Annotated in this window: 26 protein-coding genes and 1 riboswitch; of the genes, 15 read left to right on the plus strand and 11 right to left on the minus strand. The window is 71.4% G+C overall.

All coding sequences use genetic code 11. The features are described 5' to 3' along the window. Nucleotides 1-22: 22 nt before the first annotated feature. The 5 genes from SK095_RS16645 to SK095_RS16665 form a co-directional block, all read right to left on the minus strand. The gene (locus SK095_RS16645) at nt 23-691 is read right to left on the minus strand and encodes an OmpW/AlkL family protein (RefSeq protein WP_136491290.1); all 669 of its coding nucleotides are present in this window, start codon (nt 689-691) and stop codon (nt 23-25) included. A 114-nt stretch (nt 692-805) separates the two neighbouring features. Then, nucleotides 806-1,324, minus strand: a complete 519-nt coding sequence (locus tag SK095_RS16650; RefSeq protein WP_201487798.1) for a DUF3299 domain-containing protein — start codon at nt 1,322-1,324, stop codon at nt 806-808. A 20-nt stretch (nt 1,325-1,344) separates the two neighbouring features. Next, nucleotides 1,345-2,607, minus strand: coding sequence for an ABC transporter permease (locus SK095_RS16655; protein ID WP_320546869.1), 1,263 nt, complete (start codon nt 2,605-2,607; stop codon nt 1,345-1,347). A 3-nt stretch (nt 2,608-2,610) separates the two neighbouring features. Further along, nucleotides 2,611-3,315, minus strand: coding sequence for an ATP-binding cassette domain-containing protein (locus tag SK095_RS16660; RefSeq protein WP_320546870.1), 705 nt, complete (start codon nt 3,313-3,315; stop codon nt 2,611-2,613). 70 nt (nt 3,316-3,385) lie between these two features. After that, nucleotides 3,386-3,946 carry a DUF2796 domain-containing protein gene (locus SK095_RS16665; protein WP_320546871.1) on the minus strand — a complete coding sequence of 187 codons (561 nt, stop codon included), beginning with the start codon at nt 3,944-3,946 and terminating at the stop codon, nt 3,386-3,388. Between the two features lie 126 nt (nt 3,947-4,072). Between SK095_RS16665 and SK095_RS16670 the strand changes: the two genes are divergently transcribed. Next, nucleotides 4,073-4,438: a hypothetical protein gene (locus SK095_RS16670; RefSeq protein WP_320546872.1), complete on the plus strand. Its 366-nt coding sequence runs from the start codon at nt 4,073-4,075 to the stop codon at nt 4,436-4,438. Here SK095_RS16670 and trxA read toward each other — a convergent pair. The 3 genes from trxA to SK095_RS16685 form a co-directional block, all read right to left on the minus strand. Next, nucleotides 4,432-5,301 carry a thioredoxin gene (gene trxA, locus SK095_RS16675; protein WP_320546873.1) on the minus strand — a complete coding sequence of 290 codons (870 nt, stop codon included), beginning with the start codon at nt 5,299-5,301 and terminating at the stop codon, nt 4,432-4,434. The genes SK095_RS16670 and trxA overlap by 7 nt on opposite strands. A 100-nt stretch (nt 5,302-5,401) precedes the next feature. Further along, nucleotides 5,402-5,953 carry an RNA 2',3'-cyclic phosphodiesterase gene (gene thpR / locus SK095_RS16680; RefSeq protein ID WP_320546874.1) on the minus strand — a complete coding sequence of 184 codons (552 nt, stop codon included), beginning with the start codon at nt 5,951-5,953 and terminating at the stop codon, nt 5,402-5,404. A 62-nt stretch (nt 5,954-6,015) separates the two neighbouring features. Further along, nucleotides 6,016-6,690 (minus strand): class I SAM-dependent methyltransferase, encoded by a 675-nt coding sequence (locus SK095_RS16685; protein WP_320546875.1) that lies wholly within the window; start codon nt 6,688-6,690, stop codon nt 6,016-6,018. Between the two features lie 111 nt (nt 6,691-6,801). Here SK095_RS16685 and nrdR point away from each other — a divergent pair, with 111 nt between their 5' ends. From nrdR to SK095_RS16740, 11 genes are all read left to right on the plus strand, one after another. Continuing rightward, a complete protein-coding gene (gene nrdR / locus SK095_RS16690) occupies nt 6,802-7,266 on the plus strand; it encodes a transcriptional regulator NrdR (protein WP_136491299.1) in 465 nt (154 codons plus the stop codon). A gap of 4 nt (nt 7,267-7,270) precedes the next feature. Continuing rightward, nucleotides 7,271-8,395 carry a bifunctional diaminohydroxyphosphoribosylaminopyrimidine deaminase/5-amino-6-(5-phosphoribosylamino)uracil reductase RibD gene (gene ribD / locus SK095_RS16695; RefSeq protein ID WP_320546876.1) on the plus strand — a complete coding sequence of 375 codons (1,125 nt, stop codon included), beginning with the start codon at nt 7,271-7,273 and terminating at the stop codon, nt 8,393-8,395. Between the two features lie 85 nt (nt 8,396-8,480). Further along, a riboswitch (FMN riboswitch) is annotated at nt 8,481-8,638 on the plus strand. Nucleotides 8,639-8,759: 121 nt separating this feature from the next. Next, on the plus strand, nt 8,760-9,422 hold the full coding sequence (locus tag SK095_RS16700) for a riboflavin synthase (RefSeq protein WP_136491300.1): 663 nt from the start codon (nt 8,760-8,762) through the stop codon (nt 9,420-9,422). Between the two features lie 36 nt (nt 9,423-9,458). Continuing rightward, nucleotides 9,459-10,550 (plus strand): bifunctional 3,4-dihydroxy-2-butanone-4-phosphate synthase/GTP cyclohydrolase II, encoded by a 1,092-nt coding sequence (gene ribBA, locus SK095_RS16705; RefSeq protein ID WP_136491301.1) that lies wholly within the window; start codon nt 9,459-9,461, stop codon nt 10,548-10,550. Nucleotides 10,551-10,615: 65 nt separating this feature from the next. Next, nucleotides 10,616-11,092: a 6,7-dimethyl-8-ribityllumazine synthase gene (ribE, locus tag SK095_RS16710; RefSeq protein WP_090306466.1), complete on the plus strand. Its 477-nt coding sequence runs from the start codon at nt 10,616-10,618 to the stop codon at nt 11,090-11,092. 50 nt (nt 11,093-11,142) lie between these two features. Next, nucleotides 11,143-11,565: a transcription antitermination factor NusB gene (gene nusB, locus SK095_RS16715; RefSeq protein ID WP_320548916.1), complete on the plus strand. Its 423-nt coding sequence runs from the start codon at nt 11,143-11,145 to the stop codon at nt 11,563-11,565. A gap of 10 nt (nt 11,566-11,575) precedes the next feature. Beyond that, nucleotides 11,576-12,556, plus strand: coding sequence for a thiamine-phosphate kinase (thiL, locus tag SK095_RS16720; protein WP_320546877.1), 981 nt, complete (start codon nt 11,576-11,578; stop codon nt 12,554-12,556). Beyond that, nucleotides 12,543-13,037 (plus strand): phosphatidylglycerophosphatase A, encoded by a 495-nt coding sequence (locus tag SK095_RS16725; RefSeq protein WP_320546878.1) that lies wholly within the window; start codon nt 12,543-12,545, stop codon nt 13,035-13,037. Before thiL ends, SK095_RS16725 begins: the two co-directional genes overlap by 14 nt. A gap of 54 nt (nt 13,038-13,091) precedes the next feature. Beyond that, complete coding sequence (locus SK095_RS16730; RefSeq protein WP_136488711.1) at nt 13,092-13,736, plus strand: TIGR02281 family clan AA aspartic protease; 645 nt, start codon at nt 13,092-13,094, stop codon at nt 13,734-13,736. A gap of 69 nt (nt 13,737-13,805) precedes the next feature. After that, nucleotides 13,806-15,371: a thymidine phosphorylase family protein gene (locus SK095_RS16735; RefSeq protein ID WP_320546879.1), complete on the plus strand. Its 1,566-nt coding sequence runs from the start codon at nt 13,806-13,808 to the stop codon at nt 15,369-15,371. An 11-nt stretch (nt 15,372-15,382) separates the two neighbouring features. Continuing rightward, complete coding sequence (locus SK095_RS16740; protein ID WP_320546880.1) at nt 15,383-16,285, plus strand: ribose-phosphate diphosphokinase; 903 nt, start codon at nt 15,383-15,385, stop codon at nt 16,283-16,285. 10 nt (nt 16,286-16,295) lie between these two features. Here SK095_RS16740 and SK095_RS16745 read toward each other — a convergent pair whose 3' ends face one another. Next, nucleotides 16,296-16,748 (minus strand): isoprenylcysteine carboxylmethyltransferase family protein, encoded by a 453-nt coding sequence (locus SK095_RS16745; protein ID WP_320546881.1) that lies wholly within the window; start codon nt 16,746-16,748, stop codon nt 16,296-16,298. On the opposite strand from SK095_RS16745, the gene SK095_RS16750 reads away from it, so the two are divergent. Beyond that, the gene (locus SK095_RS16750; RefSeq protein WP_320546882.1) at nt 16,747-18,126 is read left to right on the plus strand and encodes an acyltransferase; all 1,380 of its coding nucleotides are present in this window, start codon (nt 16,747-16,749) and stop codon (nt 18,124-18,126) included. The genes SK095_RS16745 and SK095_RS16750 overlap by 2 nt on opposite strands. 63 nt (nt 18,127-18,189) lie before the next feature. Here the strand turns inward: SK095_RS16750 and SK095_RS16755 are convergent, their stop codons facing one another. Further along, nucleotides 18,190-18,756, minus strand: coding sequence for a DUF6436 domain-containing protein (locus SK095_RS16755; RefSeq protein ID WP_320546883.1), 567 nt, complete (start codon nt 18,754-18,756; stop codon nt 18,190-18,192). Between the two features lie 110 nt (nt 18,757-18,866). Here SK095_RS16755 and SK095_RS16760 point away from each other — a divergent pair, with 110 nt between their 5' ends. Both SK095_RS16760 and SK095_RS16765 read left to right on the plus strand, forming a co-directional pair. Beyond that, the gene (locus SK095_RS16760) at nt 18,867-19,799 is read left to right on the plus strand and encodes an alpha/beta hydrolase (RefSeq protein ID WP_320546884.1); all 933 of its coding nucleotides are present in this window, start codon (nt 18,867-18,869) and stop codon (nt 19,797-19,799) included. An 88-nt stretch (nt 19,800-19,887) separates the two neighbouring features. After that, the gene (locus SK095_RS16765) at nt 19,888-20,496 is read left to right on the plus strand and encodes a DedA family protein (protein ID WP_201487781.1); all 609 of its coding nucleotides are present in this window, start codon (nt 19,888-19,890) and stop codon (nt 20,494-20,496) included. A gap of 64 nt (nt 20,497-20,560) precedes the next feature. Here SK095_RS16765 and SK095_RS16770 read toward each other — a convergent pair whose 3' ends face one another. Continuing rightward, nucleotides 20,561-21,991, minus strand: coding sequence for an RtcB family protein (locus SK095_RS16770; protein ID WP_320546885.1), 1,431 nt, complete (start codon nt 21,989-21,991; stop codon nt 20,561-20,563). Nucleotides 21,992-22,140 lie beyond the last annotated feature (149 nt).

Raw genomic sequence — 22,140 nt, forward strand, 5'->3', positions numbered from 1 at the left:
TATCGCCGCTGGGGTGACGGGATCAGAACTTGTAGCCGAGGCCGACCATGTAGACCCACGGGTCGATGTCGACGTCGACGCTGACCTTGCCAGCACCTGCCAGATCGGCAGTGGCTTCGGTGTCGATGTCGATCCAGCGCAGCTGGGCGTTGAGCATGATGTTGTCGCTCAGCATGAAGTCGGCGCCGACCTGGGCTGCCAGGCCCCAGGAGTCGTCCAGCTCGAGGTTGCTGAAGCCTTGGCCGGTACGAGTGCTGTTCAGGTCTTCGTCGAAGAAGGTGGTGTAGTTGATGCCCAGGCCGACATAGGGCTGCACGGTGGACTTGCTGTCCAGCGGGTAGTAGACGGCGCTGAGGGTCGGCGGCAGGTGCTTGACGTCGGCGAAGCTGCCATCGAGACCACCCAGACCTTTCAGGCCTACGCTGTGTTCGAACGGAGTGGCGGCCAGCAGCTCGATGCCGACCTTGTCGGTGACCATGTAGACGAAGTTCAGGCCCAGCTGGGTGTCGCTGTCCAGAGTGGCCTGACCACCGAGCGGAGCTCCATTCAGCTTCACAGCAGAGCTGTCTTCGTTCGGGTCGACGGTGATGGCACCAGCGCGGGCGATGATGTCACCAGCCTCGAAAGCCTGGGCAAAGGGAGCAGCGACGGCCAGGGCCAGCAGGGAAGCGGTGAGAGTCTTGCGGATCATGGGAGAACTCCATCCAGATGTTCTGTATCGACTGGTGCCTATGCTAGCGGCCGGCCAGCAGTGGCTGCGTTGATCCAGCTCAACAATGGTCTACAGGAATATCAACGCGTTGCCTCATTCTTGCGGCAGTTCATACGGGCGGATGCGCTCGGCCTGCAGCTGGTAGCCGGCCTCGGCCAGCTCGCTGCTGCTGTGCGCGACGCGCAGCGTTCCCTCGATCCAGAACGGCTGCCAGAGGTCGTCGAGTGCCAGCTCCTGGGTGGTGCGCACGTGGACGATCTGGTTGGAGGGCGGCGGCGGCACGTGGATGCAGGCACCGAACCAGGGCACCAGGAGGAACTCGCGCACCCGACCGGCGGCGTCGAGGTCCAGCGGCACCACGTAGCCGGGGATGCGCACCCGCTGGCCGTCCAGCGCCTCGACCACCGGGGCGGCTGGCGACTGCTGGGCGGCCGCCGGGCCGCTTTCCGCCGCCAGCGCGTCGGCCAGCTGCGAGAGGTCGTGGAAGGCCTGCGGCGGCGGGGGCGGCGGCGCGCCTTCGGGGATCAGCTCCTGCCAGCTCAGGGTGCGCAGCGGCTCGGCCAGCAGCGGGGTGGCCAGCAGGGCCAGGGACAGCAGCAGCGCGCGCAGCATGGCGAATCTCCAGGAGGGGGTCACAGACGGATGCTCAGGCCGTCGACCAGCGACTGCCGGTAGGCGCGCCAGGCCGGCAGCAGGCCGAGCAGCAGGGCGGCGGCGAGGCTGGCGGCGAGCAGCAGCCACTCGCGCGGGCTCGGGGCGGCGAGGGGCAGGAACAGGCCGTGGCGCGCCTGCAGGAAGTCCTGGCCGAGGGCGATGGCCAGGTACAGCAGGGCCAGGCCGAGCAGCAGGCCCGCCAGGGTCAGCACCAGGGCCTCGGCCAGCAGCAGGGCGGCGATCTGCCAGGGGCGGGCGCCGACCGAGCGCAGGATGGCCATCTCGCGGCGGCGCTCGTTGAGGCTGGCCAGCAGCGCGGTGAGCATGCCGACCAGGCCGACCAGCACCACGCAGGCCGACACCGCCAGCAGCGCCTGCTCGGCGGTGCCCATCAGGCTCCATAGCTCCTGCAGGGCGACTCCGGGCAGGATCGCCAGCAGCGGCTCGCCGCGATACTCGTTGAGCGCCCGCTGCACGGCGAAGGTGGCGATGCGGTTGTCGAGGCCGAGCAGCACGGCGGTGATCGCCTGGGGCCTGAGGTCGAGCCGGCGCGCCCGGTCGGCGTCGATGCGCGCCGCGCCGCGCGCCGGCATGCCGCCCTGCCAGTCGACGTGCAGCGCCTCCATGCCGGCCAGGGAGATGTGCAGGGTGCGATCCACCGGGGTGCCGGTGCGCGCCAGGATGCCGGCCACGCGGAACGGCTTGTCGTCGTGGCGGGTCAGGCTGATCGCGCCGACGCCGTGGGCCAGCACGATCTCGTCGCCGAGCCGGTAGCCGAGGGCGCGCGCCACCTCGGCGCCGAGCACCACCTCGAACAGGTCGGCGAACGGCCGGCCCGCGGCCAACTGCAGGGCGCGGTCCTGGCCGTAGCGGTAGTGCGTGAAGTAGTCGGTCGTGGTGCCGAGCACCCGGTAGCCGCGGTGCGAGTCGCCCAGCGACAGCGGGATGGCCCACTTGACCCGCGGCAGCGCGGCGATCTGCTGGTAGCTGTCCCAGCGGATGTTGTTGGTGGCGTTGCCGATGCGGAACACCGAGTAGAGCAGCAGGTTCACCGAGCCGGAGCGGGCGCCGACGATCAGGTCGGTGCCGCTGATGGTGCTGGCGAAGCTGCTGCGGGTTTCCGTGCGCACCCGCTCGACGGCGAGCAGCAGGCCCACCGACAGGGCGATCACCAGCACGGTGAGCAGGGCGGTGGCGCGGCGGTTGGCCAGGCTGGCCAGGGCCAGGCGCAGCAGGTGCATGGCTCAGTCCTCCCTGTGGCTGGCGCGGTTGAGCTGCTGCAGCGCCAGCTCGCGGTCGAACAGCGGTGCCAGGCTGCGGTCGTGGCTGACGAACAGCAGGCTGGTGCCGGCGGCGCGGCATTCGGCGAACAGCAGCTCGAGGAAGGCCGCGCGGGCGTCGGCGTCCAGCGCCGAGGTCGGCTCGTCGGCGATCACCAGCTCCGGCTGGCCGATCAGCGCGCGGGCGGCGGCCACCCGCTGCTGCTGGCCGATCGACAGCTGGTCGGCGCGGCGGCCGTGCAGCCTGGCGTCGAGGCCCAGGTGCTCGAGCAGGCTGCCGGCGGCGGCGCCGACGCTGCCGTGGCGGCGCCGGGCCCGCTCGGCGCGCAGGGCGGAGAAGCGGCAGGGCAGGGCGACGTTGTCGCGCACCGGCAGGAAGGGCAGCAGGTTGAACTGCTGGAAGATGTAGCCGCTGTGGTCGACGCGGAAGCGGTCGCGGGCGCCGGCCGACAGGCGCGCCAGATCCTGGCCGAGCAGGCGCACGCTGCCGCGCTGCGGCAGCTGCACCCCGCCGAGCAGGCCGAGCAGGGTGGTCTTGCCGCTGCCGCTCGGGCCGTGCAGGAACAGGCGTTCGCCGGCCTCCAGGCGGAAGGCCGGGATGTCCAGCAGCTCGGCCTGGCCGGGCCAGGCGAAGCCGAGGTCGACGAGCTCGATCAGCGCAGGATTCATCGGGGGCGGAGGATGGCGGACAGAGCGGACTGCTTACTGGCGCGGGACGCAGCCGTCAAGCCACGGCCGCTCACAGCGCCAGGCGGCTGGCGCCGGCGCGCAGCTCGCCCCCCTGCTGGCCGTGCGGGCCGATCAGCTGCACCTGCAGCCGGGTGGTGGCGGGGAACGCGCGGAACAGCGGGGCCGCGTCGAGGCCGTCGAGGGCCGCGGGCGCGCGACAGGCGAAGCGGTAGTGGACGCTGATGTCGCTGTGGCTGCCGCCGTGCTCATCGTGCGCATGGGCATGGTCGGTGGCGGCGAACAGCGGGCTGTCCAGCTGCTGCCCGGTCAGTCGGCAGTCGGCGGCGGCGGGCAGGGCGAACAGCGCCTGGGGGCGGCCCAGCTGTTCCTGCAGGCGGGCGAGACGCTGGCGCTCCTCGGCGCTACGCGGGGCGTGCTCGAAGCCCAGCAGGTTGGCCGCCGGGCTGCGCAGCTCGAGTTCGAGGGTTGCGCCCTCCAGCGCGACGTCCAGCGCGGCGACGCCATGCTCGTGGCGATCCAGGCTGGCATGGGCGTGGGCATGCTCGTGTTCGTGCTCGCCGGCGATCGCCAGCGGCGACAGGAGGAAGGGCAGGACCAGCAGCAGACGCATGGGGTTCTCTCTCGGTGCTCGAAGGATGGTTACGTTATAACAAGTTTTGCGCCTGGCGGGCCAGCGCCGCTTGGCGGGGACGGGCCGGCATGGGAGCATGCCGCCATCGGCATGAGGAGGCGGGCAATGCGAATTCACGGGCGGATCGGCGACTGGCCGGTGGACCTGACGGTGGAGCTGGACGGCGCGGAATGGGCGCAGTTGCGCGGGTTGCCGGTAGCTGCGGTGGACGAGGCGTACCCGGTCGCCGCGCCGGCGACCGCGCCGTCCGCCAGCGCCGGCGACCGGCTGTGGGCGCTGGCCCAGGAACTGCTGCGCCGCGCCGGGGCGCTGGACGGTCCGCAGCTGTTCGCCGAGCTGAGCGCCCTGGCCGGCGGCGAGGAGGCGGGCAAGCGCCTGCTGGTGCGCCTGCGCCACTGCCCGCAGGTCGAGGTACAGGCCGCTGGCGATGCGCCGGTCTACCGCTGGACCGGCGCGGCGGCCGATCAGTAGAGCGCCTGGTACAGCTTGCGGCGGTAGGTGATCACCAGCGGGTGTTCCTTGCCGAGCAGGTCGAACACCTGCACCAGGGTCTTGCGCGGCAGGTCGTCCCCGTAGCCGCGGTTGCGCATGAACAGGCGCAGCAGGCCGTCCAGCGCGGTCTCGTACTGCTGGCGGGCGAGCTGGTGGATGGCCAGCTGGTAGGCCGCCTCGTCGTCGCCGGCGTCCTGGGCCAGGCGGCTCTTCAGCTCGGCGGCCTCGGGCAGGCTGGCGACCTGGCGCAGGAAGGTCAGCTGGGCGCTGGCGCCGGCCAGCTCCTGCCTGTGCTCGTCGCCCTTCACCGCATCCAGCACCGCCTGCGCCTCGTCCAGCGCGCCGCGCTCGGCCAGGCAGCGCGCGTAGAGGATCAGCGCCGCGGCGTTCTGGTTGTCCTCGGTCAGCAGCTGCTGCAGCAGCTGTTCGGCGGCGGCGATCTGCCCGGCGGCGTACTGGGCGCGGGCGCTGTCCAGCAGGTCGGCCTGCGGCGCGGCCGGCTCCTGCACGTGCGGCTCGAGCATGGCGCGGATCGCCGATTCCGGCTGGGCGCCGGCGAAACCGTCGACCGGCTGGCCATCCTTGAACAGCACCACGGTGGGCAGGCTGCGGATGCCGAAGCGCATGACGATGTCCTGCTCGACGTCGCAGTTGACCTTGGCCAGCAGCAGCTCGCCCTGGTAGCCCTCGGCGATCTTCGCCAGCAGTGGCATCAGCGCCTTGCACGGCGCGCACCACTCGGCCCAGAAGTCCACCAGCACCGGCTTGTGGAAGGAGTTTTCGATCACCAGCTGCTCGAAGCTGGCGGTGGTGACGTCGAAGATGTACGGGGTTGCGCTCATCGGGACTCTCGCAGCGGGTGCCTGCCGCGCAGGCACGGGAAAAGTGCGTGCATGGTAAGTGGGGGCGCGCGCGGCGGGAAGCAAGGGCGGGGGGCACGGCTCAGTGCGGCGGCCGGAAGCGCGGCAGTCGCAGCCCGGGCACCAGCGGCCAGTTGCCCAGCCCGAGGTAGCGCACGCCGCGCGGCGTGTTCTCCGAGGCGTAGAGGACGAAGCGCTCGACCGGCCAGGCGAAGTCGGGGTGCGCCTCGCGCGGGCGGGCGCCGGCATGCCGCACCAGGGTCAGGTGGGCGCGCAGCGGCCGGGTGTCGAGGGCGATGCCGCTGGCCAGCAGGCGCCGCTGCAGTTCGCCGGCCAGCGCCGGCAGCTCCTCGGGCATCCGGCTCGGCTCCAGCCACAGCAGGCCCTGGCGGCCACCGCCGAGACGGTCGAGGCGCAGCTCGAAGGGAGGCGCCTCGATGGCGGCGGCGAGCAGCTGCAGTTCCTCCAGGCGTGCGCTCGGCTGCTGGCCGAGGAAGGCCAGGGTCAGGTGCAGGTTCTCCGCCGCCACCGGCTTGCCGCCCAGACCCAGGCCGTCGCGCCAGGTGCAGATGGCCTCGGCGGTGTCACGCTGGCAGGGCAGGGCGAAGAACAGGCGCAGGGTGTCGGTCGGCATGGCGGCGCTCCCGGGAGGCGGTCCCCTGAGTATCGCCCTGCGCAGCGCGGCCTGCCCGCCGTTCAGCCGCGCTGCGCGTGATACAGGCTGACCTTGCGGAACTCGTGGGGCTCGGCGAGATCCGGCAGGGTGCAGGCATCCAGCACCGCCAGGCGCCGGTACAGCGGATGCTGGAAGTCGCGCACCCGCGAGTCGGCGACCAGCGCCTCGCGGCCGCGCGACAGGAAGGCGTCCAGCAGCGGCAGGTTGGCGCGGTCGTAGAGCACGTCGGCGACCAGGATCAGGTCGAAGCGGTCCGCCTCGGCGAAGAAGTCCGTCGAGTAGCCCAGCTCCACGCCGTTGAGTTCGGCGTTGGCGCGGCAGGCGGCCAGGGCCAGCGGGTCGAGGTCGCAGGCCACCACCTCGGCCGCGCCGGCCCGCGCCGCGGCGATGCCGGCCACCCCGGAGCCGGCGCCGAAGTCGAGCACGCGGCGGCCGCGCACCCACTCGGGTCGTTCGGCCAGCCAGCGCGCCAGCGCCAGGCCGCTCGCCCAGCAGAAGCACCAGTACGGCGGCTCCTCGAGGATGCGCCGGGTCTCCTCGGCGTCGAAGGCGCGGTCCATGTTGGCGGGGTCGATCAGCCACAGGCGCAGATCGCTGCCCGGCAGGTCGCTGCCCGGCAGCGCGGTGGCGGTGAGGCGCGCGGCGCCGAGCAGGGCGCGCAGCGGGTCGAGCAGTTCGGCGGGCGGGACGGGCATGGGCGGCTCCGGGCGGTTGGTCGGGCGCCCTTATAACCCGCCGGCGGCGGCTTGTCTTGGCGATGCCATCGGTTACCATGACCGCCACATCCATCCGCTGGCCGAACCACCATGCACTGTCCCTTCTGCGGCGCCCACGACACCAAGGTCATCGACTCGCGACTGGTCGCCGAGGGCCAGCAGGTGCGCCGGCGTCGCGAGTGCCTGGCCTGCCAGGAGCGCTTCACCACCTTCGAGACCGCCGAGCTGGTGATGCCGCGGCTGATCAAGTCCGACGGCACCCGCCAGCCGTTCGACGAGGACAAGCTGCGCGCCGGCATGCAGCGCGCGCTGGAGAAGCGCCCGGTCAGCGTCGAGCGCCTCGAGGAGGCGATCGCCCACATCAAGCACAAGCTGCGCGCCACCGGCGAGCGCGAGGTCAGGTCGCGGGTGGTCGGCGAACTGGTGATGGACGAGCTGCGCCGCCTCGACGAGGTGGCCTACATCCGCTTCGCCTCGGTCTACCGCCACTTCCAGGACCTCGACCAGTTCCGCGAGGAAATCGAGCGCCTGTCCCGCGAACCCAGCAAGGGTTGATTCCATGCAAGATGCTGCAAGGGCCTGCGACCAGGCCTACATGGCGCGCGCGCTCGAGCTGGCGCGCCGTGGCCTGTTCTCCACCCATCCCAACCCGCGCGTCGGCTGCGTGCTAGTCGCCGCCGGCGGCGAGATCGTCGGCGAAGGCTGGCATGTGCGCGCCGGCGAGCCGCACGCCGAAGTGCACGCCCTGCGCCAGGCCGGCGAGCGCGCGAGCGGCGCCACCGCCTACGTCACCCTCGAGCCGTGCAGTCACCACGGCCGCACTCCGCCGTGCGCCGAGGCGCTGGTCAGGGCCGGCGTCGGCCGCGTGGTGGCGGCGATGCAGGACCCCAATCCGCTGGTGGGCGGGCGCGGCCTGGCGCTGCTGCGCGCGGCCGGCATCGAGGTGGCCAGCGGCGTGCTCGAGCAGGAGGCCCGCGATCTGAATGCCGGCTTCGTCAGGCGCATGGAGCAGGGCCTGCCGCTGGTGCGGGTCAAGCTGGCGATGAGCCTGGACGGCCGCACCGCCATGGCCAGCGGCGAGAGCCAGTGGATCACCGGCGCGCCCGCCCGCGCCGCGGTGCAGCGCCTGCGCGCGCGCTCCAGCGTGATCATCAGCGGCGCCGACACCGTGCTGGCCGACAACGCGCGCCTCACCGTGCGTCCCGACGAACTGGAGGTGGACGCCGAGCAGGCGGCGCTGGCCGCCGCCCGGCCGCCGCTGCGCGTACTGATCGACGGCCAGCTGCGCGTGCCGCTGTCCGCCGCCTTCTTCCAGGCCGGCCCGGCGATGGTGGCCTGCTGCGACGACGACGGCCGCGCCGACGAATACCGCGCCGCCGGCCATGCGCTGCTGCGCCTGCCGCGCGGTGACGGCCACGTCGACCTGCGCCTGCTGCTCGCCGAGCTGGCCGCCGCCGGTGCCAACGAGGTGCTGGTCGAGGCCGGCCCGCGCCTGGCCGGCGCCTTCGCCCGCGAAGGGCTGGTCGACGAGTACCAGATATTCATGGCGCCGCAGCTGCTCGGCTCCGGCGCCCGGCCGCTGCTCGACTGGCCGCTGGAGCGCATGGCCGAGGCGCCGCAGCTGGCCATCCGCGACATCCGCGCGGTGGGCCGCGACTGGCGGATCATCGCGGTGCCGGCCTGATCGCCAGCCGGCGTCATCCCCGATCCAGACGTGCTCCGCCGCGGCGAAAATGTGGTACAAAGTCCCGCGCGGCCGCCAACGGCCGCGACGTTCTCAGGGCGGGGTGCAATTCCCCACCGGCGGTGATGGCGCGCAGCGCCCAGCCCGCGAGCGCCTGCCTTGCCCCGACCGGGGACGGCAGGGTCAGCAGATCCGGTGCGATTCCGGAGCCGACGGTGACAGTCCGGATGAGAGAGAGCGGGATTCCTGCCACGGGGCGGCCCGGCCGCACCCGCGCGATCCCTTTCTGTCCAGCGCCCTGTTTTGACCAAAACAGGAGTTCGACCATGCAAGCGAATACCCCCAGCGCGGTGCGGGAGGCCTGATGTTCACCGGAATCATCGAAGCCATCGGCAGCATCCGCGCCATGACCCCCAAGGGTGGCGACGTGCGCGTCTACGTCGCCACCGGCAAGCTCGACCTTGCCGACGTCAAGCTCGGCGACAGCATCGCGGTCAACGGCACCTGCCTGACCGCGGTGGAACTGCCCGGCGACGGCTTCTGGGCCGACGTCAGCCGCGAGACCATCACCCGCACCGCCTTCGTCGACCTCAAGGTCGGCAGCCGGGTCAACCTGGAGAAGGCGCTGACCCCGACCACCCGCCTCGGCGGCCACCTGGTCAGCGGTCACGTCGACGGCGTCGGCGAGATCGTCTCGCGCGCCGATAACGCCCGCGCCATCCAGTTCCGCGTGCGTGCGCCGCGCGAGCTGGCCAGGTACATCGCCCTCAAGGGCTCGATCACCGTCGACGGCGTGAGCCTGACGGTCAACGCGGTGGATGGCGCCGAGTTCGAGCTGACCATCGTGCCGCACACCCTGCAGGAAACCATCATGGCCGACTACCAGGCCGGGCGCCGGGTCAACCTCGAGGTCGACCTGCTGGCGCGCTACCTGGAGCGCCTGCTGCTCGGCGACAAGGCCGCCGAGCCGGCCGCCGCCGGCATCACCGAGGCGTTCCTCGCCGAACACGGCTTCCTCAAGGGCTGAGAGCCCTTCCACCACAGCATTGACAAGGGGGTGCCCGTGGCACTCGACAACATCGCCGATCTGATCGAAGACATCCGCCAGGGCAAGATGGTCATCCTCATGGATGACGAGGACCGCGAGAACGAGGGCGACCTGATCATGGCCGCCGAATGCGTGCGCGCCGAGGACATCAACTTCATGGCCAAGCACGCCCGCGGCCTGATCTGCATGCCGATGGACCGCGCGCGCTGCGAGCGCCTCGGCCTGCCGCTGATGGTGCAGCGCAACGGCTCGGGTTTCGGCACCAAGTTCACCGTGTCCATCGAGGCCGCCGAGGGGGTGACCACCGGCATCTCCGCCGCCGACCGCGCGCGCACCGTGCAGGCCGCCGCCGCCCGCGACGCCAAGGCCGAGGACATCGTCAGCCCCGGCCACATCTTCCCGCTGATGGCCCAGCCCGGCGGCGTGCTGGCGCGCGCCGGCCACACCGAGGCGGCCTGCGACCTGGCGCGCATGGCCGGCTTCGGCGCCAGCGGGGTGATCTGCGAGATCATGAACGACGACGGCAGCATGGCCCGTCGCCCGGAGCTGGAGAAGTTCGCCGCCGAGCACGGCATCAGGATCGGCACCATCGCCGACCTGATCCACTACCGCCTGGTCCACGAGCGCACCGTCGAGCGCGTCTCCGAGCGGGCGCTGGACAGCGAGCTGGGCCAGTTCAAGCTGATCACCTACCGCGACGAGGTCGAGGGCCAGGTGCACCTGGCGCTGCTCAAGGGCGAGATCAAGGCCGACGAGCCGACCCTGGTGCGCGTGCACAACATGGACCCGCTGCGCGACCTGCTGTGCGTCAAGCGCCCGGGGCGCTGGAGCCTGCGCGCGGCCATGCAGACGGTCGCCGAGCAGGGCAGCGGCGTGGTCCTGCTGCTCAACCACGCGATCAGCGGCAACGAGCTGCTCGAGCTGGTCGAGCAGCAGCTCGGCGAGGCCAAGCCGGCCGAGCCGACCACCTACAGCACCGTCGGCGCCGGCTCGCAGATCCTCCGCGACCTGGGCGTGCGCAAGATGCGCCTGCTCAGCTCGCCGGTGAAGTTCAACGCGATATCCGGCTTCGATCTGGAAGTTGTAGAATACGTGACCTGCGACTGAACGCGATCAACGCACATCCTCTCGGGGCGCACTGGCGCCCCGGCTCTTTATCTGGAATCCGTCCCATGACCCTGAAGACCATCGAAGGTACCTTCATCGCCCCCAAAGGCCGTTACGCCCTGGTGGTCGGCCGCTTCAACAGCTTCGTCGTCGAGAGCCTGGTGCAGGGCGCCATCGACGCCCTGGTGCGTCACGGTGTCAGCGAGAGCGAGCTGACCATCATCCGCGCGCCGGGCGCCTTCGAGATCCCGCTGGTCGCCCAGAAGGTCGCCCAGCGCGGCGAGTTCGACGCCATCATCGCCCTCGGCGCGGTGATCCGCGGCGGTACTCCGCACTTCGAATACGTCGCCGGCGAGTGCACCAAGGGCCTGGCCCAGGTGTCCCTGCAGTTCGGCGTGCCGGTCGCCTTCGGCGTGCTGACCGTCGACTCCATCGAGCAGGCCATCGAGCGCTCCGGCACCAAGGCCGGCAACAAGGGCGCCGAAGCCGCGCTGTCCGCCCTGGAAATGGTCAGCCTGCTGGCGCAGCTGGAGGCCAAGTGAGCGAGCACGACAAGCCGGCAGGCAAGCCCGCCAAGCCGAACAAGATCGCCATGCGCCAGAAGGCGCGCAGCCTGGCCCTGCAGGCCCTGTACTCCTGGCAGATGGCCGGCCAGTCGCTCAACGAGATCGAAGCGCAGTTCCGCACCGACAACGACTTCAGCGATGTCGACGGCGCCTACTTCCACGAGATCCTGCATGGCGTGCCGCGCCTGAAGGGCGAGCTGGACGAGGCCTTCGCACCCTGCCTCGACCGCCCGCTGGAGGAAATCGATCCGGTCGAGCTGGCGATCCTGCGCCTGTCCACCTACGAGCTGCGCAACCGCGTCGACGTGCCCTATCGCGTGGTGATCAACGAAGGCATCGAGCTGGCCAAGGTCTACGGCGCCACCGACGGCCACAAGTTCGTCAACGGCGTGCTCGACAAGCTGGCCCCGCGCCTGCGCGGCGCCGAAGTGCGCGGCAAGCGCAGCTGATCCCTCGCCCATGGCCGGTCTCGGCGAATTCGCGCTGATCCGTCAGTTCTTCGCCGCGGCCGCCTGCGCCGCGCCGGCCGCCGGCGTGGCGCGCGGCATCGGCGACGACTGCGCGCTGCTGCAGCTGCCGCCCGGCGAGCAGCTGGCGGTGTCCACCGACACCCAGGTCGCCGGGGTGCACTTCCCCGCACAGCATGATCCCTTCCTGCTCGCCCAGCGCGTGCTGGCCGCCGCGGCCAGCGACCTCGCCGCGATGGGCGCCGCGCCTCTCGGCTTCACCCTGGCGCTGACCCTGCCCGTCGCCGATCCCGTCTGGCTGGAGGGCTTCGCCCGCGGCCTCGACACCATGGCGCGCGCCTGCCAGCTGGCCCTGATCGGCGGCGACACCACCCGCGGTCCGCTCAACATCAACGTCACCGTGTTCGGCTCCCTGCCCGCCGGGCAGGCCCTGCTGCGCTCGGGCGCGCGGCCCGGCGACCTGCTGTGCATCGGCGGGCCGACCGGCGAGGCCGCCGCGGCGCTGCCGCTGGTGCTCGGCGAGCGCGAGCCGCGCGGCGCTGCGGATGCGCAGCTGCTGGCGCAGTACTGGACGCCGCAGCCGCAGCTGGCCCTCGGCCAGGCACTGCGCGGGCTGGCCAGCGCGGCGCTGGACGTCTCCGACGGCCTGCTCGCCGACTGCGGGCACATCGCCGAGGAGTCGCAGGTGGCGCTGCTCATCGACGCCGCGCTGGTACCGCTGACCGGCGCCCTGCAAGAAGCCGCGGGCGAACGGGCGCTGCAGCTGGCGCTGAGCGGCGGCGACGACTACGTGCTGGCCTTCACCGTGGCGCCGGCCGCGCTGCCGGCCCTCGCGGCCAGCGGCCATGCCTTCCATGTGGTCGGCCGGGTCGCGGAAGGCCGCGGCGTGCACCTGCTCGACCCTGCCGGTCGCGACATCACCCCCGCCGCCGGCGGCTACCAGCATTTCGGAGGCGGCGATGAGCAAGCCTGAGCGCCCGGAGCTGGCGCCGGACTCGATCTGGCGCGATCCCTGGCAGTTCATCGCCTTCGGCTTCGGCTCCGGGGCCATGCGCAAGGCGCCGGGCACCTGGGGCACCCTGGTCGGCCTGCTGTTCGTGCCGCTGCTGCAGCTGCTGCCGGACTGGGGCTACGCGGCGATCCTGCTGCTCGCGTCGCTGTTCGGCTGCTGGCTGTGTGGCAAGGTATCCCGCGACCTCGGCGTGCACGATCACGGCGGCATCGTCTGGGACGAGATCGTCGGCATCTGGATCACCTGCTGGCTGGCACCGCCCGGCTGGCTCTGGCTGCTAGCCGGCTTCGCGCTGTTCCGCCTGCTGGACATCCTCAAGCCCTGGCCGATCAGCTGGGTCGACCGCCACGTGCACGGCGGCACCGGCATCATGCTCGACGACCTGCTCGCCGGGATCGGCGCCTGGGGGCTGCTGCAAGGGCTGGTCTGGCTGCTCGGCTGAGCCCTCAACCACGTCCCGCCCGCCGGCGGGGCCGCGACGAAAAGGAGTTCTGTCATGCGTTCATTGCTCGCCCTGTGCGCCGGCCTGCTGCTGGCCGGCCCGCTGGCCGCCGCGCCGCAGGTGCAGGTGGTCGGTCTGTTCCCCGGCGCCGCGGTGGTCACCGTCGACGGCCAGCGCCAGTTGCTCAAGGCGGGGCAGAGCGGCCCGGCCGGCGTCACCCTGGTCAGTGCCGATGCCCGCGGCGCGGTGCTGCGCGTCGACGGCGTCGAGCGCAGTTTCGCCCTGACCCGCGAGTACAGCGCCGCCGGCTACGCCGAGCCGCAGCGCCAGCAGCTGAGCATCGCCCGCGGCCTGGGCGGCCACTACTGGGTGGCCGGCTCGGTCAACGGCCAGGGCGTGCAGTTCCTGGTCGATACCGGCGCCACCTCGGTGGCGATGAACGAGGCCCAGGCCAGGCGCCTCGGTCTCGACTACCAGACCCGCGGCCAGCCGATGCAGGTCAACACCGCCGGCGGCACCGTGCCGGCCTGGCGGATGAGCCTCGACCGGGTCAAGGTCGGCAGCATCGAGCTGCTCGGCGTCGAGGCGGCGATCGTCGCCGGCGGCTCGCCCAGCGAGGTGCTGCTGGGCATGAGCTTCCTCAACCGGGTCGGCTGGCGCGAGGAGCAGGGCGTGCTGCGCCTGGAGGCCAAGCACTGATCGCCGCCCTTGCCGGCGGCGACCGCGCGGCGGCATAGTCCGCGGATCGTCTGCCCCCGGAAGCGCCCCATGAAGAAGACCCCGGCCCCCTGCGGCGCCGCGAACCTGCAGCTGCGCCGCGTCGCCATCGACACCTACCGCGAGAACGTCGCCTACCTCAACCGCGACTGTGCGGTGTACCGCGCCGAGGGCTTCCAGGCGCTGTCCAAGGTGGAGATCCGCGCCAACGGCCGGCGCATCCTCGCCAGCCTCAACGTGGTCGACGACCCGGCCATCGTCGACTGCGGCGAGCTGGGCCTGTCCCAGGACGCCTTCGCCCAGCTCGGCGTGGCCAACGGCCATCCGGCGACCATCTCCCAGGCCGAGCCGCCGTCGTCGATCCCGGCCCTGCACCGCAAGATCGCCGGCGAGCGGCTGGGGCGCGAGGACTTCCGCGCCATCGTCCGCGACATCGCCGAGCACCGCTACTCGAAGATCGAGCTGACCGCCTTCGTGGTCGCCTGCAACCAGGGCGAACTGGACCGCGAGGAGGTGTACTTCCTCACCGACGCCATGACCGGCGTCGGCCGCCGCCTCGACTGGCACGAGCACCCGGTGGTCGACAAGCACTGCATCGGCGGCATCCCCGGCAACCGCACCTCGATGCTGGTGGTGCCGATCGTCGCCGCCCACGGCATGCTCTGCCCGAAGACCTCGTCGCGGGCGATCACCTCGCCGGCCGGCACCGCCGATACCATGGAGGTGCTGGCCAACGTCGAGCTGCCGTTCGAGCGCCTCGAGGAGATCGTCCGCGAGTACCGCGGCTGCCTGGCCTGGGGCGGCACCAGCGAGCTGTCGCCGGCCGACGACGTGCTGATCGCCGTCGAGCGCCCGCTGTCGATCGACTCGCCGGGGCAGATGGTCGCCTCGATCCTGTCCAAGAAGCTCGCCGCCGGCTCCACCCATCTGGTGCTGGATATCCCGGTCGGGCCGACCGCCAAGGTGCGCTCGATGCCCGAGGCGCAGCGCCTGCGCAAGCTGTTCGAGTTCGTCGCCGGGCGCATGGGCCTGACCATCGACGTGGTGATCACCGACGGTCGCCAGCCGGTGGGCAGCGGCATCGGTCCGGTACTGGAGGCGCGCGACGTGATGCGCGTGCTGGAGAACGACCCGCGCGCGCCAAACGACCTGCGCCAGAAGGCCCTGCGCCTGGCCGGGCGCATGCTCGAGTTCGATCCCGACGTGCGCGGCGGTGACGGCTACGCCATCGCCCGCGACATCCTCGACTCCGGTCGCGCCCTGGCGCGCATGCAGGCGCTGATCGCCGCCCAGGGCCACAAGCCGTTCGATCACAACGCCCCGGCGCTGGCACCGCTGTCCTTCGAGGTGACCGCGGCGGAAGGCGGCGTGGTGGTGGCCATCGACAACCTGCAGCTGGCGCGCATCGCCCGCCTGGCCGGCGCGCCCAAGGTGCAGGGCGCCGGGGTCGACCTGCTGTTCAAGCTCGGCGAGCGGGTCGCCGCCGGCGCGCCGCTGTACCGGGTCTACGCCGCCTACTCCGCCGACCTGGAGTTCGCCCGCGAGGCCAGCCGGCGCAGCTCCGGCTTCACCCTCGGCAGCGCCGAGGAACTGTCGCACCTGTTCGTCGAATTCTGAGGAGACCGCCGATGAGCGTACTGCTGCTGCATTTCGCCGACGAGCGCGAGGCTGCCGGTCGCCTGGCCGCCGCGGCCGGCCTGTCCTGCGCCGAGATCGAGCGCCACCGCTTCCCCGACGACGAGCTGCGCCTGCGCCTGCCGCTGACGGACGCCGGGGCGCTGGCCGAGACCCTGGTGCTGTACCGCAGCCTCGACCGGCCCAACGAGAAGCTGGTCGAGCTGCTGCTGGTCGCCGGCGAGGCGCGCCGTCTCGGCGCGCGCCGCCTGCTGCTGGTGGCGCCCTATCTGGCCTACATGCGCCAGGACATCGCCTTCCACCCCGGCGAGGTGGTCAGCCAGCGGATCGTCGGCGCCTTCCTCGCCGAGCATTTCGACGCGGTGCTCACCGTCGACCCGCACCTGCACCGCATCGCCGCGCTGTCCGAGGCGATCCCGCGCGGCGAGGCCGTCAGCCTGTCCGGCGCGCCGCTGCTCGCCGGGCTGATCGCCGAGCGGCTGGAGAATCCGCTGCTGATCGGCCCGGACGCCGAGTCGCGGCAGTGGATCGAGGCCGCTGCCGCCGGCCACGGCTTCGACTGCGGCGTGTGCAGCAAGGTGCGCCACGGCGATCACCAGGTCGACATCGCCCTGCCCGGGGTCGAGGTGCGCGGCCGCGCGGTGGTGCTGCTCGACGACGTGGCCAGCTCCGGGCGCACCCTGGCGCGTGCTGCCGAGCTGCTTCTCGCCGCCGGCGCTGCCTCGGTGGACGTGGCGGTGACCCACGCGCTGTTCGCCGCCGATGCGCTGGACAGCGTCCGCGCCGCCGGCGTGCGCCACGTGTGGAGCAGCGACTGCATCCGCCACCCGAGCAATGCGGTGAGCGTGGCGCCGCTGCTGGCCGGGGCGCTGGCCCGCCTGGGCGTGCCGGGCTGAGGGCGGCGGGCTACAGCCAGCGGCGCACCCGCGCGCAGTAGTCGCGGTAGGCGGCGCCGAACAGGCGCTCGAGCGCCTGCTCCTCGGGGCCGATCTGCCAGCGCCCGAGGACGGCAACGAACAGCGGCAGCAGCAGGAAGCTGATCGCGTTGCCGAAGCCCAGCGCCAGGGCCAGCAGGATCAGCGCATCGCCCAGGTAGATCGGGTTGCGCGAGAAGGCGAATACCCCGCCGGTCACCAGGCGGCTGGCCCGCTCGGGCCTGAGCGGATTGACCGTGGTGCGAACGCGGAGCATGGTCCAGGCCGCAGCGGCCATCAGCGCGACGCCGGCGAGCAGCAGCAGAGCCGCCAGCGGTCGCTGGCCGGCGAAGGCGAAGCCGCCGAACGGCAGGTGCTCGGCGATCTGCCACATGGCGGCGGCGAACAGCACCACCAGCACGGGCGGAGGGATCGGCAGGGGCATGGTGGGCAACCTCCGTGAAGTCTCGTTCATTCTCGACCGTGCAGCACCCTGCAGCGGCTCCCGGTCAGGCCCTGGGGCGGGGGCGGGGGCGGAGGTTCGGCCGTGGGGAAATGCTCGTCCGGTACTGACAGTCGTCGGCACGCTGCAGGATAATGCGTGGCTCTGCAGGGCGGGGCAGGGCGAAGGTCGGTGGCGTGCAATTCGCCCGCACGACGGTTTTCTCGTGGGGCCGCTGCCTCGTCGGGCCGACCGCAGGTCACCGGCGCGCATGAGGCGAGCACAGCCTGTTTTTCATTTCGCGATACGGGGAAGTTCGGGTGTCGATATGGGTTTGATCAGAATATTGTTGGCACTTTCCGTCGTTTCGGCACACTTTTCTGCCCACCCCTTCCTGAAGTTCGTGGGTGGCGATACGGCGGTTCAGGCCTTCTTCATCATATCCGGATTCTATATCGCGATGATTTTTCCGGGAAACTATCAGAATGCGACCAGCTTCTGGAAGTCCCGGTTCTTCAGGCTTTATCCGGTCTATCTGTTCTGCGGGCTCTTCGCGTTCGGTCATCCCCTGGAGTCGTTGCAGAATCTGCTCGCCCTGCCGCCATTGGGCGGGCTCGTGGTCGCCCTGACAAACAGCACCCTGCTGTTCCAGGATGTCACCCTGTTCCTGGAGGTGCGGGACGGCGCCGTTGCCTTCACGCCGGACTTCGCCTCCTCGCTGGCGCCATTGGCGCAATATCTCATCGTGCCGCAGGCGTGGTCGCTGGGGCTCGAGATCTCGTTCTACCTGATCGCGCCATTCATCATCCACAGGCCGCTCTATCTGGTCGCCCTGCTTCTCCTGTCGTTGGCGCTCCGAGCCGTGCTCATGCACTATGGTCTGTCCCATGATCCCTGGTCCTACCGATTCTTCCCGACGGAGCTGGCCTTGTTCCTGCTCGGCAGCCTGTCCTACAAGTTCAGCCAGAAGATGAAGGAATCGGGCTGGTTGCCGGACCACCAAGGGCTGGCCCTTTTCCTGCTGGCGCTGATCACCCTGTTCATCCTGGTCTTCTCGTTCGTTCCGCTGGAGGTATGGCAGAAGAAGATTGCCCTCTATGTTCTTCTCGCGGCCGCCATTCCGCTGGTCTTCAACATGACCAAGGATGTTTCGCTGGACAACTTCGTGGGCAATCTTTCCTATCCGGTCTATTGCTGCCACCTTGTCGTGCTGAAGTGGGTTTCGAAACTGCCGGGCTGGAAGCTCTATCTGAAGGGAACCCTGCCAGGCACCCTGCTGGCATTGCTGATAGTGATCGGCTTCGCCTATCTGCTGTATCGGCATGTCGAACTGCCGTTCGACAACTATCGGAAGAGATTCAAGAAGGCGCCGGCGGCCTGACGCGGAGCGGCCCTGCCGGTTCCCGGGGCGCCGTGCTCCGCGGTTCGCCGGCAGCGTCCGGGATCACTCGCTCGTCCACGGACAATAGCACCCCACCGCCAGGCTGCCCGTGCTCTGCACCGGCCGGCCGGCGAGCAGCGCCTCGAGCACCGGCTCGATGAAGCTGTTGCTCGAGGTGCACACCGCCCCCTCGCTGTACGGCCCGACGTAGGCCAGCCGGCCATCCCGATCCCAGATCGCCACCGCCGGGCTGGCCGGCAGTCGTTCCGCGCCGGGCAGCTCGCGCAGCGGCTGCAGGGCCTTGAGCGTCTCCGGCAGCTGGCCGCGGCTGCCGGGCTTCTGCCAGACGTGGAAGCTCACCTCCTGGCCGGCGAAGCGCTGCACCAGTTCGGCCAGGTGCTGCTGGTTGCCGACGTTGCACGGGCAGGGCGGGTCCCACAGGTGCACCACGCGGATCGTCCCCGGGCCGGCCAGTTCGGCCGGCAGGCGCAGGCCGGCGGCGTCGAACAGCACGGTGGTTTCGCTGAACGGACGGATGTAGCGCGCCTGGTACCACTGGTACAGGCTCCACAGTGCCACCGCGCAGGCGAGGGCGACCAGGCTGAGGACGAGGGGCTTGCGGCGGGGCATGGGGTTACCTGCGGAAAATGACGGTCAAGCTTGCCATGTCGGCGCGCTGGCCTAAAGATCAGCAGAGGCGGCCGATCAGCGCACTGCTCCGATAACAGCGGCCGAAACCCATGAACGAAACCTTCGATCCCCAGCGCCTGCGCCGGCAACTGCCGCCGCTGGCCGCCGCCGCGGCCGAGAGCGGCCCGCAGGTGCAGGCCTACCGCCGCTACTACGGCCTGCAGCACCGTCCCGACATCCACAGCCGCCTCGGCTGGGTGGAGGTCGAGGGGCGGCGGGTCGCCGTGCAGGGCTGGTGGCGCGACGATGCGCGGGCCACCGTGCTGCTGCTGCACGGCTACTACGACCACATGGGCCTGTACCGCCACGTGTTCGACTGGGCGCTGACGATGAACTTCGCCGTGCTGTCCTGCGACCTGCCCGGTCACGGCCTGTCCGAGGGCGAGCCGGCGAGCATCGGCGACTTCGCCGAGTATCAGGCGGTGCTCGCCGCGCTGTTCCAGGCCGCCGAGCTGCTCAACCTGCCGCAGCCCTGGCACCTGTTCGGCCAGAGCACCGGCGGCGCCATCCTGCTCGACTATCTGCTGACCGGTGCGCCGCGCCCGGATCTCGGCCAGACCGTGCTGCTCGCCCCGCTGGTGCGCCCGCGCGCCTGGCTGCGCTCACGGCTCAGCTACCACCTGCTCAACCCCTTCGTCAGCCGGATCGCCCGCCGCTTCAGCGACAACTCCGGCGACGCGGCCTTCCTCGACTTCGTGCGGCGCGATCCCCTGCAGGCGCAGGTGCTGCCCACCGCCTGGGTCGGCGCGCTGGCGCGCTGGATTCCGCGCATCGAGGAGGCTGCGCCTTCGGCGCGCACGCCGCTGATCATCCAGGGCGACGCCGACATGACGGTGGACTGGCAGCACAATCTCGAGGTGCTGCAGGACAAGTTCCGCGGCGCCGAGCAGCTGATCCTGCCCGGCGCGCGGCATCACCTGGTCAACGAGGACGAGGAGCAGCGCCGGCGGCTGTTCGCCCTGCTCGGCGAGCGCTTCGCCTGAGCGGCGCTGCTAGCATGGCGGCCGTTTCGATCCGCCGCGACGGCGGCACAGGCAACCCGGGCGCGCCGGCGCGAGAGAGTTTCACCCCATGTTTGAAGGCATAGTCGATTTCATCGCGCAGACGGGCTACCTCGGCGTGTTCCTGCTGATGGTCCTGGAGAACGTCTTCCCGCCCATCCCCTCCGAGCTGATCATGCCGCTGGCCGGCTTCGCCGCCGCCAAGGGCGAGCTGAGCGTCGCCGGCGTGCTGCTGGCGGGTACCGCCGGATCGGTGTTCGGCGCGCTGCCCTGGTACTACGCCGGCTACTTCTTCGGCAGCGCGCGGCTGAAGCGGCTGGCCGGGCGTTTCGGCCGGGTGATGACCCTGTCGCCGCGCGACGTGGATACCGCCTGCGCCTGGTTCGAGCGCCACGGCTGGCAGGCCACCCTGTTCGGCCGCCTGGTCCCGGCGGTGCGCACGCTGATCTCGGTCCCTGCCGGCATGGTCGCCATGCCGCTGCGCGCCTTCCTGTTCTACTCGACGCTCGGCTCGCTGGTGTGGACCGGCGCGCTGACCGCCGCCGGCTACCTGCTGCACGGCCAGTATGCGCTGGTCGCCGACTACGTCGATCCGCTGTCCAAGGTGGTGGTGCTGGTGGTGGTCGGCGTGTACCTGTACCGGCTGATCACCCACAAGGGCGCCAACGGCGAGGCCTGAAGCGCCGTCCGCGTTCGCCAACACAGCCCGAGGCCATCCTCGGGCTTTTTGTTGGCGCCGCGCCTCAGCCCTTGACGCACACCAGCGGGCGCAGCCGCGCCACCCGCCGCGCGAGGCCGGCCTGCTCGGCGGCCTCGACCACCGCGCCGACGTCCTTGTAGGCCAGCGGCGCCTCCTCGGCGACGCCGCGCAGGCTCGGGCTGCGGATCAGGATGCCGCGCCGTGCCAGCTCGTCGACCACGCCGCGGCCCTGCCAGCGGTTCAGCGCCTCGTGGCGGCTCATCGCCCGCCCGGCGCCGTGGCAGGCCGAGGCGAAGGCGTGCTCCGGCGCACCGCCGGCGCCGGCCAGAATCCAGGAGCCGGTGCCCATGCTGCCGCCGATCAGCACCGGCTGGCCGACCGCGCGGTACTCCGCCGGCAGCTCGGGGTGGCCGGGGCCGAAGGCGCGGGTGGCGCCCTTGCGGTGGACGAACAGGCGGCGGCGCTCGCCGCCGACGATGTGGCTCTCCTCCTTGCAGGTGTTGTGCGACACGTCGTAGAGCAGCGGCATGGCGATGCCGGGGAACAGCTCGGCGAACGCCTCGCGCGCCAGCTGGGTGAGGATCTGCCGGTTGGCCAGCGCGCAGTTGATCGCCGCGCGCATGGCGCCGAGGTAGCTGCGGCCCAGCTCGGAGTCGAGCGGCGCGCAGGCCAGCTCGCGGTCGGCGAGCTGGATGCCGGCGCGCGGCGCGGCGATCACCATCTCGCGCAAAAAATCGGTGCCGATCTGGTGGCCCATGCCGCGCGAGCCGCAGTGGATGGTGGCCAGCACGTCGCCCACCGCCAGGCCGTAGGCCTCTGCCGCCTCGAAGTCGAACAGCTCGTCGACCACCTGCAGCTCCAGGTAGTGGTTGCCGGAGCCGAGGGTGCCCATCTCGTCGCGCTGGCGGTGCTTGGCCTCGGCCGAGACCTCGGCCGGCACCGCGCCGGCCATGCAGCCGCCTTCCTCGATATGGGCGAGATCGGCCACCGTGCCGAAGCCCTGCTCGACCGCCCACTTGGCGCCGCCGCGCAGCATGGCGCCCATCTCCGATCCGCTCAGGCGCAGCGCGCCGGTGCTGCCGAGACCAGCCGGGATGCGGCGGAACAGCAGGTCGGCCAGACGCTCCTTGACCGCCTCGATGTCGGCTTCCTTCAGGCCGGTGTGCAGGCTGCGCACCCCGCAGGAGATGTCGAAGCCGACCCCGCCGGCGGACACCACGCCGCCCTGCTCGGCGTCGAAGGCGGCCACCCCGCCGATCGGGAAGCCGTAGCCCCAGTGGGCGTCGGGCATGGCGTAGGCGGCGTCGACGATGCCCGGCAGGGCGGCGACGTTGGCCAGCTGCTCGCCGACCTTGGCGTCCATCGCCTCGAGCAGCTCGCGCGAGGCGAAGATCACCCCCGGCACGCGCATGGCGCCGTGCCGGGGCATTTCCCACTCGAAGGGGCCGCGCTGGCGGAACTGGGCGAGGTTCATGGAGCCTCCTGCCGGCGGTGCAGGGCCGCCGGCGCTGGCGTGGATGTCGTCGAGTCACTATAGGCCTGTGGCGCTCGCGCGGGCGGGCCGGTCATCCGCCCGCCGGGCGCGCTGGGTAGGCAACTCGGCCAGCGCACAATCCTGCACTG

This window comes from Pseudomonas sp. AN-1 (assembly GCF_034057115.1).
Classification (GTDB): Bacteria; Pseudomonadota; Gammaproteobacteria; order Pseudomonadales; family Pseudomonadaceae; genus Geopseudomonas.